Annotated in this window: 8 protein-coding genes; 2 read left to right on the forward strand and 6 right to left on the reverse strand. The window is 54.0% G+C overall.

Annotation, left to right across the window (positions count from 1 at the left end):
• The first annotated feature begins 86 nt into the window (after positions 1-86).
• Complete coding sequence (locus tag ACTQ3V_RS01365) at positions 87-1,406, forward strand: DUF1015 domain-containing protein (RefSeq protein ID WP_441465929.1); 1,320 nt, start codon at positions 87-89, stop codon at positions 1,404-1,406.
• Here the strand turns inward: ACTQ3V_RS01365 and ACTQ3V_RS01370 are convergent.
• The 6 genes from ACTQ3V_RS01370 to ACTQ3V_RS01395 all read right to left on the reverse strand — a co-directional run bounded on the left by ACTQ3V_RS01370 (position 1,399) and on the right by ACTQ3V_RS01395 (position 11,872).
• Entirely contained in the window at positions 1,399-1,989 is a 591-nt protein-coding gene (locus ACTQ3V_RS01370; protein WP_441465930.1) for a hypothetical protein, read from the reverse strand. The genes ACTQ3V_RS01365 and ACTQ3V_RS01370 overlap by 8 nt on opposite strands.
• Before the next feature lie 69 nt (positions 1,990-2,058).
• Positions 2,059-2,421 carry a type II toxin-antitoxin system PemK/MazF family toxin gene (locus tag ACTQ3V_RS01375; protein WP_125114755.1) on the reverse strand — a complete coding sequence of 121 codons (363 nt, stop codon included), beginning with the start codon at positions 2,419-2,421 and terminating at the stop codon, positions 2,059-2,061.
• Between the two features lie 152 nt (positions 2,422-2,573).
• Complete coding sequence (gene alr, locus ACTQ3V_RS01380) at positions 2,574-3,695, reverse strand: alanine racemase (RefSeq protein WP_441465931.1); 1,122 nt, start codon at positions 3,693-3,695, stop codon at positions 2,574-2,576.
• A 20-nt stretch (positions 3,696-3,715) separates the two neighbouring features.
• A complete protein-coding gene (locus ACTQ3V_RS01385; RefSeq protein WP_441465932.1) occupies positions 3,716-4,126 on the reverse strand; it encodes a hypothetical protein in 411 nt (136 codons plus the stop codon).
• 167 nt (positions 4,127-4,293) lie between these two features.
• Positions 4,294-10,725 carry a M23 family metallopeptidase gene (locus ACTQ3V_RS01390; RefSeq protein ID WP_441465933.1) on the reverse strand — a complete coding sequence of 2,144 codons (6,432 nt, stop codon included), beginning with the start codon at positions 10,723-10,725 and terminating at the stop codon, positions 4,294-4,296.
• Positions 10,726-10,783: 58 nt separating this feature from the next.
• The gene (locus ACTQ3V_RS01395) at positions 10,784-11,872 is read right to left on the reverse strand and encodes a hypothetical protein (RefSeq protein WP_441465934.1); all 1,089 of its coding nucleotides are present in this window, start codon (positions 11,870-11,872) and stop codon (positions 10,784-10,786) included.
• A gap of 55 nt (positions 11,873-11,927) precedes the next feature.
• On the opposite strand from ACTQ3V_RS01395, the gene ACTQ3V_RS01400 reads away from it, so the two are divergent.
• Positions 11,928-12,293, forward strand: coding sequence for a hypothetical protein (locus tag ACTQ3V_RS01400; protein ID WP_441465935.1), 366 nt, complete (start codon positions 11,928-11,930; stop codon positions 12,291-12,293).
• Positions 12,294-12,330: the final 37 nt, after the last annotated feature.

Consider the following 12,330-nt stretch of genomic DNA (forward strand, 5'->3'; position numbering starts at 1 on the left):
CTTGCAAGAATTAAAAATTTTTTGTACCCAATAGCCTATTTTCTGCTATACTTATACCATTGCACATACCAACTACTACAGGAGGAATGACAACCATGGCAAACCGCTGCACCCATATTCCCGAAATTATGCTGCCCCGTGCGGGTACGGATCTTTCCAAATGGGCAGTCATCGCTTGCGACCAATATACTTCCCAGCCAGAATACTGGGCCGAGACCGACCGCACGGTTGGCGATGCGCCTTCCACGCTGCGTCTGACGCTGCCCGAAGTCTATCTGGAGCAGGATGATGTTGCCGAGCGCACCGAGAAAATCCATCACACGATGCGTCGTTATATCGAGGACGGCACGCTGCGTACGCTGCCCGCAGGCGTCATCCTGACAGAGCGTTGGTCTGGCGGCAGTTGCCCGCGCCGCGGCATTGTGCTGGCGGTCGATCTGGAGGCCTATGAATACACGCCCGGTTCCGCTTCGCTCATCCGTCCGACCGAAAAAACCGTGGTCGAGCGCATCCCGCCGCGTCTCAAGGTCCGTCAGGGCGCGTGCATGGAACTTCCGCATATCATGATTCTGATTGATGACCCGGAGCGCAAAATCATCGAGCCGCTATTCGACCAGACCGAGCAACTGGAAAAGGTGTACGACACCGACCTGATGCAGAACGGCGGCCACATCACCGGCTGGTTCCTCCCCAAAGGCGCACAAACCGATACCATTGAAGCGGGACTGGAAGCGCTGTGCGACCGCGAGACATTTAACCGCAAATACGGCTGCACCGACGCACAGGCCCTACTGCCCTATGCCGTAGGCGACGGCAACCACTCGATGGCAACCGCCAAGGCCTACTGGGAAGAGGTCAAAGCCGGACTGTCTGCCGAAGAGCAGGCGACTCACCCCGCGCGTTTTGTTTTGGTTGAGGTAGTCAACATTCATGACGAGAGCCTGATCATTGAGCCGATTCACCGTATTCTGTTCGGTGTCGATACCGATGAACTGCTGAGCGGTCTGACCGCCTTCTACCAAGCACAAGGCTGCAAAGCTTATATCGCGGACGAAGCTCCCGCCGATACCACTGCCCATATTTTCCCGTTCAGCGCCGCAGACAAGACCGGTGTGCTTGTAGTGGAAAACCCCAAGTGGTCCATCCCGGTCGCCACCATGCAGACCGCGCTCGACGCTTATCTGGAAAACCACCCGTCCGCGCGCATCGACTATATTCATGGCGCGGATGTGGTCTGCAATCTGGCCGAAAAGCCCGGCAATCTTGGCTTTATCCTGCCGGATATCGCCAAAAACGACCTGTTCCGCGGCGTTGTTTTTGACGGCGTACTGCCGCGCAAGACCTTCTCCATGGGCGAGGCGCACGAAAAGCGCTACTATATGGAAGCGAAAACCATTGTCAAGTAACATTCTGTTCGCTATCGGACGCAGCCACACTGGCTGCGTCCTTTTTTGTCCAGTCAAGCACTGCCTCGTCCCCTTCTACCCGACAAAGCACGAACGCAGGCGCAAGCCCAAACGGACGGTTCGGCGCAAACAGGCAATGCAGGCGAAGTCCCTCCTGTATGCGTTCCGCTTGCACCGCACCGCTGTCCAGCAGTGCGTCCAGTACCGCATCGCCTGTCCGCAGCGGCGGCTTTCCATGGTCCGAAATCTTGGGTGCTGTGTCTTGTGGAGGATGCTCCGCCTGTGGCACCGCATTCTCTTTTTGCTGTGGACGCTCGGCCAGATAGAACGCTGTAGGCGGTCCTTGTGTACATCCCGCTACCTTGAGTGTCTCTTTGGACAGATGCCGCCGCAGCCGTAGTCTGCCATTTTCCGGCGCGGGCAGGCCAACCAGCAGCGGCGCGCCACCGATTTCCCCATAGCAGCGCAGCAGCGGCGCACCGGACGGTATTTCGCAATCCACCTCAATCTGTACACCGTATCCATCCGGCTCCCACAAAAGCCAGCCCACCGGTTTTCCTGCATATTCTACTGCCGCCCGCATTGCTGTACCTCCTCAAAAAAAACGCGTACCCTGCTTACAGGATACGCGTTTTGCTTTACCGATATGCCCTCAGCCCTGCACAGAGCCAAGACCAAAGCTGACCGCCAGCGCCTCGTCCACATGACGCATCGCTTTCTCATCCAGCGACCCCATTTTTTCCCGCAGCCGACGCTTATCCAGTGTACGGATTTGCTCGGTCAGGATAATGGAGTCCTTGGTCAGGCCGTAATTGGGCGCGCCGAGCGTAATATGCGTCGGCATTTTGGCCTTATTGATCTGCGATGTAATGGCGGCGGCGATCACGGTCGGGCTATAACGATTGCCCACATTGTTCTGCACGATCAGCACCGGGCGGATACCGCCCTGCTCACTGCCGACCACCGGGCTGAGATCGGCATAGTAAATATCTCCCCGTTTGATGCTGGTATCCACGTTGGTTCACACTCCGATGAAATAGATTTGCGGTTTGTCCGCAAACCTATTTTCCCCGCGCTGCGAAAAAATATAACAGTTGTCTGTCAATTCGCACAGATGCGGGTGGGAATTTCTTCCCGTTTCATCCTATGCAGCGCGCTGACCAATCGTCAACCGATATAAAACCGCGGCACGCGGCTGCTGGCCGCACAGATGACCTCATAGGAGATCGTACCTGCGGCCTCAGCGGTGTCTTCCGCCGTCCAAACTTCCGCCCCGAACACAGTCACCTCATCACCACGGCGCACTTCCACGCCGTCCGGCACGCGCACCATGCACATATCCATACAGATACGGCCGAGTACAGGCGCCTTTTGTCCGCCCAGCACCACATGCGCTTTGCCCGATCCTGCACGCAGAAAACCATCGGCATAGCCGATGGAGACCACTGCCACGCGGGTCGGCTCGTCCGTTTCATAGGTGCGGCCATAGCTGACTGTGGTGTGCGCGGGAATATCGCGCACCTGTACCACACGCGCCTTGACCGTCATCGCAGGCCGCAAATCCAGCACCGCCGGCACGGACACATCCGGGCGATATCCATATAGAATAATACCCGCGCGCGTCATGGTGCAGTGCATCCGCTCATAGTTCTGAATAGCGCCACTGTTAGCACAGTGCCGCAACGGCAGCTCCAGACCGCGCGCCTGCAAGTCATTGCACACATCCGCAAAGCGCTGATACTGCAATTCGGTGTACACTTGACCTTCCGGTACATCAGAAACTGCAAAATGCGTAAAAATACCCTCGGATACCAGCCCCGGAAGCGCGGCGCAGGACGCAATCCGCTCAACGGTCTGTTCACGCTCCCATGCGGGAAAGCCAAGGCGGGTCATGCCGGTGTCCAACTTGTAATGGACAGTGAGTTTTTCGCCTGTACGCACCGCAGCGTCGCTCAACAACCGCGCAGTTTCCTCGTCGTACACGGGCGCGGTGATATGCTGTCGGGCAATGGTGTCCATATCCGCTTCATCGACATAGCCCAAAATCAGGATAGGCTTTGTAATGCCGTTTTCGCGCAGCTCGACTGCCTCCGGCACGGTCGCGGCAGCAAAATATGGTGCGTCCATCGCTTGCAGGCGCTGCGCGACCGGTACGGCACCGTGTCCATATGCGTCCGCCTTGACCACACACAGTACAGGCGCTTTCGCCTGCTGACAAATCACATGATAATTGTGTTCAATCGCACCCAAGTCTACTTCAGCCCAAGTACGGTGTTTGCTCGGCTTCATATTGTTATTCATCCCCAGATTTATGTTTCCCGGTAGGACATCACCTGAATTTGCAGTACCCGTTCGCCGTCTGCATATAGTTCGGCGCAGACCGGCTGATATCCCTGCTTAGTGAGCCATACCTGCTTTTCAACCTTTCCATCATCGCTGTCCTGCGCAAAGCGCAGTACCAGCAGCTCCACGCCGCTCGTTTTTTCCGTCCAAACCTGTGCCGGCTCTGCGCGGCGCAGATCGTCCAGCAGGCAGAACAACGCATCGGCAGGCGTCAAGCCTACGCGCTGCGGCATTGCGTCATCCAACACGAGACCGTCATACTGCAAAACAAAAGAGGCGCTGTCCGTACCCGCAATCGTGCCGCCGATACCGGCAAGGCTGTCAGGCGCAGTGATAGTAAAAGCGTCGTTATCCTCCTTATTATAAACATATTTCAAAACCGCCTATTTGCTGGGCGAAAAGCCCTTTTGTCGTATTGCAAGTATATTGTAATTTAACTTTTGCATATCGGCTTTTTGGTTTCTGGAATATGTTCTGTACTATCATACACCGTTTGCCGAGCAGATGCAACCATGAAAAAGCCGCCCGATAGGACGGCTTTTCCTCAAAATCCTTGAAAAGCTTTGAACGGATCAAAGCCCTTCATGCTTATACTACTTTTCGCTCTGTTATTGCTTCCGCTTTTTCCGCTCGATTCCTGCTTTCTGCTCGAAACAACGCCCGCGCTCACAGTTCCATCATACACATATCCGCTCGCATTTCCATACTCCGGTATAATTGTCAGCGGATCAACAATTTTACCATCCTTCCATGCCTGCAAATCCAAATGCGGGCCGGTTGATATGCCAGTGCTTCCGACGGCACCGATCTGCTGTCCCTGTTCGACTGTATCTCCCGGCTGCAAACCGCTCTGTCCTTGCATGTGGTGGTATTCGGTCTCTGTTCCGTCTCCGTGGTCAATGTGTACCGTCCATCCGTATCCATTGACCCATCCCGAGCTTGTCACCTTTCCGCTTTTCACCGCCTGCACAGGCGTTCCCTCTGGCGCGGCAATATCAACCGCCTTATGCCAGCTTGACGCACCAGCCGTTGGAGATGTGCGCGGTCCGAATGAGCTGGAAAGCATGCCGCCTGCCACTGGATTGATTGCCTGTTGCGTGTCCGCGTTATACTTTGTCACCGTCGCACTCCCGAACGGGTTTGACTTCCATGATGTGTTTGTGCTCTGGTACAAATACGCCTTTTGCTGCTGCGTCAGTCCCGGCAGTAAATTCACAGCGGTTTCGGCCTCGCTCTGCTTGGCGCTTTCCTTTCCATCCTCATTAGTCGCAGCAAGCGCCACGCGGTACAGGATATAGGTTTCCGGCGCAATTCCCGCCTCCTTCGCCATGTATGCTTTACCCTGCCAGTCGTTCAGTTCCTTTCCTTCTTCTACCGCCTGCTCGTACTCGTTGGCAAGCGAACGCAGCTCGGCCTTTCCCGCATCGTTCAAGTCACTGTAAAAGCTATTGCCGGATAGATTCTTTTCGTACACCGATACATGGAACGGGTTTTTGCTCATGTTATCGCTATATGTCTGATACAAAACATCGCGTTGCTCGTCCGTCAAGCCCTGATACCCGCGTAGGATAGTGGCAACATTTCCCGCATTATCCGCTCCGGTCTTTGAAAATTCCTCTTCGTATGCTGCCACATCATCCTTAAACCGCACAAAATCGCTTGCATTGACCTTTCCCTTTGCAATACTCCATTTTTCCTGCTGTGTGTCACTCATCGAAGAAATCAGCACATAGTCCGCAATGGCTTGCTTTTCGCTGTCGGAAAGCGCGCTGTCCTTCATGACCTCATCCAGCACGATACCGCGTGCCTCATCAGCGCTATATTGATTTTTGTCAAACCTATCCTTTGTTCCCTTTACTTCGCTCAGACGATCGTCCCATTGCACGAACTGATCAACCGTCAAGCCGGACTCAAGCGCAGCGCGCGCAGCATCCTGCCTATTTTCGTTTATATACTGTCCCAGTACAAAGCTGTTGCGGTCTGTATAATCTGCCGGCATCTCATCCTCTCCGCTGACAATCAACGCACTGTCGATTGCCGCTTTCTGCTCCGGTGTCAGCTTTTCATTGTCAAACAACGCCATGCGCTGCTGTTCTTTCACCGTCTGCACCGTGTTTCCCTCAGCATCCTTTACGCTTTCAAACCCTCGAATGCTCAAAATCGCTTCCATCGCGTCGCGCGGGTTTACACCCATATTATCGCGCAGATTGTCGTATGCGCTTGTCTCATCCGCACTAAGTCCCTTAAAACCACTATCAATATACTGCTGCGCCTCGTCGCTCGACCACTTGCCAAACAGCATTGTTTTTGCGTAATCCATTGGACTTTGACCATAGGCAGGGAATTGCAGTTGCAAATTTCCTTGATTGTCATAAGCATAGCTTCCGCCCGCTTTCACGGTTGCAAACCCTTCAATCGCCTTCTTTGCTGCGCCTCCACCGAACGGCGGCAGAAGATAAGTCGCCGGTTTTGCCAGCTCCTTTGCAGCGGTTTGCAATCTTTTTTCACCGCTCCATTCCACGCCAAACAAGCCGGGTATTGCCGCTTTCCCAAGGTTTGCAAAGTTTGGGATTGCCGAGCTAATCGGCACACGGCCTCCATCAAACAGAATGCCTCCGATAAATGGAATTTGCCCTCCGATGTCCTCGACCAATCCGGTCACACGTTCGGCTGCCGTTTTTTCTTCGTCCTCATCGTCTCCCAGTCCGAGCGCATCCGCAATCATGCCAATAGGATCTAACGCAGAATCACGCCCGGTCAACTGACTGTACAGAAGATTGTAAAAATACGCACCCGCGAACACCTTTGTATATGCCCACGCCACTGCGGCAACTCCTTTTTGTCTCTGTGCCTTTGGCATATCCTTGAACAAATAGGAAAGCTGATTATTTACCTCTGTTTGGAACATGGTAAACACTTTTCGCACCGGGTTTGTCGCGTTAAATACGGTCGGCACTGCTCCCTTAGAGCGATCTGCCATCAGCGAAGCAGTAAAAGCATCAGCGTCATCAATTGCATCCGACACACTCATTCCTTTTGCAATATTCTGATTGTATCTTCCTCGGTGAATGGTGTTTGCCGTGAAATGGTCGATCAGTTCCATCGGCGCACCGGAAATATCGCTTACCTTGCGCGTGAGTGTCCTGTCAAGCTGCTGCGATCCATAACGATTGGTTAAAAACGTAGAAGCGTCTACATATCCATCATCCTGAATGCCTGATTTGACGGTCTGATACATACCCCTCAACAGATTCGGCACAGACACCTCGCCGCTTGCCTGCGTGATCGGGATGAAGTTTGTCAGCCACGAACCGGGATTGAGCGAAATCATATTTGCCGCGACGCGGCCCTCCAAGTTTTTCGCCAGAGTATATACTTGACGGTTTGCAAAATCCTCCCATCCGCGATCCTCTCTGCTTTTCTTTCCTGCAAGATTATCTGTATACCGGCGCAGCTCCGTTACAAACCGACCCATTCCCATTCGCTTCTGATTCTGTATATCAGCAATCAGCTTTTGCACGGTCGTTCGATTGTCATCATATACCTTTTCGATTTGTTCCCGCTGTGACAGCGCATCCAAATTTGCATCTGCTTTTATTTTGTCGATCTGTGCTTTAACGCCTTCATCCGAAAGCGTATATCGCACCTGATCCTCAAGCGCGCGCAGCTTCTGGATGCTGTCTGTCAATGTAATAACATCGGCAGCAGTCTCAACATAGCGGTCAAAACCCGCTACCGCGTCATAATCCGTGATTTCTCCTTCTCGTTGCAGAAGATTGCCGAACCACTTTTTGCCCGGTCGGAACGTGTCAGTTAAACCGGCTATATCGGTCGGAATATTGACCGACGAATCTTTTCCCAACCCCAGCGCAAAGCGTACCTTGCCAAGCAACGTATCAGGCGTATCCTTCACAAAATGCGGCGCATAGTTCTGTCTGAATGGTGCAGGCTCTTGTCCAGTCAGCAGCAGCGTTCGATTGATTGCATTATACAATTCATTGTAAATAGAACGAAACTCCTCTACCGCGCGGCTGATTTTCGCATCCATTTCCGGTGTCAAATTGATTTTGTTGTTTTGGATGTACTCCGCCGCTGCTGCGTCCTCCTTTTCCAGCCGCATCTGCGTCAGCGCGCTCTCATGCTTGTTTAATTTCAGTGCTTTCACACGGTCACGCAGTTTGTTTTTCAGTCTGTTCCCCTGCGCAACCGCCTTATGCACCGGCGTGATATACTCCCTGATGATGCTTTCCGCCTCTGCCTGATGCTCTTTTCCAAATATATCTCGGATATTGCGCTCCATGGTTTCGCGCTGATACAGCCCACCAAAGCGTTTGTCCTTAGCATATGTTGCGATAGCATCGGCCGCTTTCTGCGCATCGGTCTGCATCTCATCCGCCCTTTCAGCAAAATACTGCCGAATGGGCTTGTCAGCTTCACGCACCTGCCGCAATACACTACCATATAATCGCGCATTCTCCGGATTATCTGCCTCTGCCCATTCTTGACTGTTTACGCCAGTCCGAGCAGCATTTTGTGCCATATCAATATCATGCTGTGTCAGCGTCAAACCGGAAAGTGTTTGTTCTGCTTGCTTCTCGGCGGCGCGCTTATCTGTCCAAGCCTGCATCAACTCAGAAACAGTATCCGCGCGCTCCTGTTCTGCTTGCTCCTGCACCGCCTGATTTCTCGCCCGCTCCTGTGCTTCCAGCATGGCCGCCTCTGGACTGAGGCCATATTGGAACGCTGCGTCTGCCGGCACTTGCACATTTGGCGCAGTCTGCTCGGTTGTCCCGGCCTGTGCTGCCGGCGCGGTGGTCTTTGCTGCGGCTTCCTGCTGCACGCGCTGCATTGCTTCCTCTGCCTGCTGAATTGCCCGGTCGCGGATCGGCCCGGGCAGAAGGGTTTCTGCCTGCCGCTTCTCCGCGTCCAGTTCGGCCAGCCTGCGCCCAAGCGCTTGGGAATTTGCCGCCTGCTGGTCTGCGCTGTCGATTGCTTCGGACAAGCGCGACATGTCCTCCAGCATGGCCTGCTGTGTTTCCGCATCCGCGCCCCAGTATCGTGTCTGAAGCTGCCCCAAACGGTTTTGCAGCATTTTCACCGGTATACCCATGTATGGATTTGATTCTATTCCGCGCGGGCTGCTGCCCTCCTGAATAATTTCTGTCCTCGGCAGTAATGTTTCACCCTGCGCCGTCTGCATGGCCTCCTGCGCCATCCTCGCGCCCGCATCGGCCTCTTGCACGTTCATGCTCTCCGGTATGCCGACGGTTGGCCCTTGTTGTGTCCGCGTCCCGCCGATCACCGTGCCAGCCGTGCCGAACACGCCGCCGCTTACCATGCCGCCGAGCGCGCTTTGTGCCAGCTCCGCAAAAGAAAACTCCGCGTTCGGGTCGTTTGCCGCCAGATCGGCGGCATAGTTCATCAGGTAGCTGGCGCTTTCCTCGCCCGCTTCAATGCCCATCTGCCGCAGGATATTGCGCACCGCGCTCGTTCCGCCACCCTTGAGCAGCTTTGCCATCTCGTCCAGCGGCAGCTTCTCGGTCACGGCCTCGATGATGCCGGATGTAAGGCCGCGCCCCAGTGCCTCATCCGGGCTTACTCCTTGCGCATTGAGTTCTGCCGCTCGTTGTCCGGCTGCACTTGCCCCCATCAATGCCATGCCCGCAACCGGTCCTGCTCCGGGAATAGCCGAAAGCGCCATCGTCGGCGCATTTCCCGCAATACTGATGCCGGTATTGGCCAGAAAACGCGGCACATCCGCAAGGCCCGCCGTCGCGTTCGCCTGCGCCTCTGCCGCCTCGCGCAGCATCGTCTGTCCCCACTTATTCTGGTCTACCGGGGTTTTCACTGCCAAAGCATCCTTTTGCTTGATTACCTCTTGCAGCTCATTATAGACTTTCATGTACTCCACAACAGAGGACACGTCTTGCCCCTTCTTTTGCATTTCCTGCAACTGAGCATTTAACCTCTGCTGCTCCTGCTCCAGCTTCACATATTCCGGGTTTTCCCTGCTTTTCTCAAGGTTTTCCCTTCGTTGATCCGATGTCTCGACCAATGCCGGAAACGCCGCAACAGCCCTTTTCCATACCGCTTCAACCCCCTGCCCCAGCCGGTCTGCCGCCTCTCGCATTTGGATATTCTCGGCAACATAGGCAAGCGTTGTCTCATCCGCACCTGCCGCGCGCAGCTTTTCTATCGCGTCATTGTCGCTTACCGTAAAGCGTGCATTCGGCCCGGTTGACCGCGCGCTGTACTGCAAACCATATTGCCGCATAATATTCTGCATCTCATCAGCCAGCGCCTGACGTGCATTATCCCTTTTGCTGGTGTCATTGTCACTCCATGTCTCTGCCGATCGGCTGTACAGGTCTGCCATTGTCTTATGTGCGTCAATACCGCGCTGCGTTTCGCTCTTCTGTCCCAAAACCGTGCTGCTTGTGGCAAATTTTCCAGCTGTGCTTGCCCGCTGCCCGGCCGAAGTTCCGTAAAGCATCTGCGTCGGCAACGAATAGTTTTTCCCGGTTTTGCTGTCAAACGTCACGCCGGTGCTCGGGTCAAAGGACAGTCCCAACCGCTGCCGGATCGCGTCATTCTGCTGTTGCAAACTTTCCCTCTTGGCTGTGTCCGTTGTCCCGTGCCACATAATTGAATTGCGCTGCAAATTGCGCATGTCGTTTGCGTTTTGCACCACTTTTTGCCCGACCGACTGCACCGTTTTTGCCACGTTCCCCAGCTTTTGAAAAGAGGAAAGCCCGGTTTGCTGTTTGGGCGCGCTCTGCGTGACGGTGTTCGTCTTTGTCCCGCCGCCGGATGATTTTGCGGCGTTCTTTGTTGTCGTGTTGGTTTTCGGCTTAGCCGACTGCGCCGCATTATTCAGCTTTTGCGCCGTCTGCTGAAAATTACTTTGCTTAAAAGCCTGTTCCAGTGCTTTTTTCTTTTTGCGGTTCTCTTCCAGCTTGTCCCTGCTGTATCCCATCGTTCTGCTCCTTTCCATCAAAAAGGGCGGCGGTTATCCCCGCCGCCCTTTCGGTGTGTTATGAAATTCCTAACTGACCAAGTTGATACTTTTTGTATTTATTGGTGAGCTGAATTTCTTCGATCTGTGCATTGAGATATTCCAGCTGTTTCTCCGCTGTCTGCCGGTCGATCTTTCCATTGGCAAGATCCTCTTGTATCTGCTGCCTTTGCATCTCAAGCTGCTTCTGCTGAGTGTTATAATTCTGGCTGTTCTCAATGCTCCACTGCCGCAGCGATGCAATATCCTTGGCGCTGGCGTATCCGGTTTCCGCAATCTGCGCCATCACCTGTTGAATCGCCTGCAATCGCTCCAGATCGTTGGTGTATTCCGCTTGCGCCGCCATTCGCTCCAACTCTGCAATGAGTTCGGTTTGCGTGGTCGAGTTGTTGTTCAGCGCGTTCTGATAGGTGTTTCCCGCCTGAATCTGGCTGGTTTCGGTCAGGCCGGATGACAGCAAACCATTTGCGGCCAGATTCTCCGCAAGGCTTCCGTTTGGCTTAATGGCCGTCATATATGCCTTTTCCGCAGCTGCATTATTCAGCGCCGTCTGCTTGGCCGCATCCTCTTTCTGCGCGTCAATGTTGGCTTGCATCTGCCCCAGCGCCGCCTGATACTGTGCGTTGATATTATCCAGTTGCTGTTGCTGCTGTTGTTGATTTTGTGCCGCTGCGTTCTGCAAATCGGCTATAATTTGATCGCTTTCGGCCTTTTGGTTTGCCATGTCTGCAATGGTATAGCCCATTCCTGTCGGAATGAATTGCGACCCATCAACGCCACCTGAATAGCCGTACTGCGCACGGATGGATTCTGCTGCATCATGCTTTTGATTGAACAAATCCGTGTCTCCAAGCCTTTTTGCTTCGCTTGCCTGATTTTTCAGCTGCTGCAGCTGGTCATAGACCTGCGGATAATATTTCTGCAAGTCCGCATCATTGTAAACGCCCAGCGGCTTATAGGTCCCGCCGGATGAGCTTGTGCCGGATGAACTGCTCCCCGACGAGGAATTCCCTGGCAGATATTGCGAATAGAGATTCGTCGTCTTGTTATCCCCGCCATACCCGGCATTGATTTTATTATTACGCTGCTGCTCCAGCTGCGCAGCCAACGTATAGTTACCTTTTGAAACCGCGTCATTGATCTGCGCTTGATAGTCCGTGTTTTTGTCAAACCCGGTCGAACTCGAACTGCTGGAACTGCTCGAACCGGAACTGCTTCCGCTGCTCGGCCGGCTGGAACTGCTCGAACTGGAACTGCTCGAACTGCTCCCCGAACTCGTGCTGCTGCTCGGTTTCTTGTTGCTGGACATTGCGCTGTTCACCGCGCTCGCCGCGGCACCCGCCATACCTGCAATTAACGATGCCAAACCCATACTTTTTAACCTCCTGTTTTTAATTCTTACAAAACATCGCCTTGCTTTAAGATTCACTATACACGCACAAAACGCACAGCCCGTAGGCCGCTATCCTCCTTCCCGCGCCGTGCGCGGTTTCAATGAGCGAAACGCACTGTGCGTCCCTTTTGTCTGAGTATACACGCACAAAACGCACAAAACGCACAAACTCT

Origin of the sequence: Candidatus Agathobaculum pullicola, assembly GCF_052117205.1 — a bacterium.
Taxonomy (GTDB): Bacteria; Bacillota; Clostridia; order Oscillospirales; family Butyricicoccaceae; genus Agathobaculum; species Agathobaculum pullicola.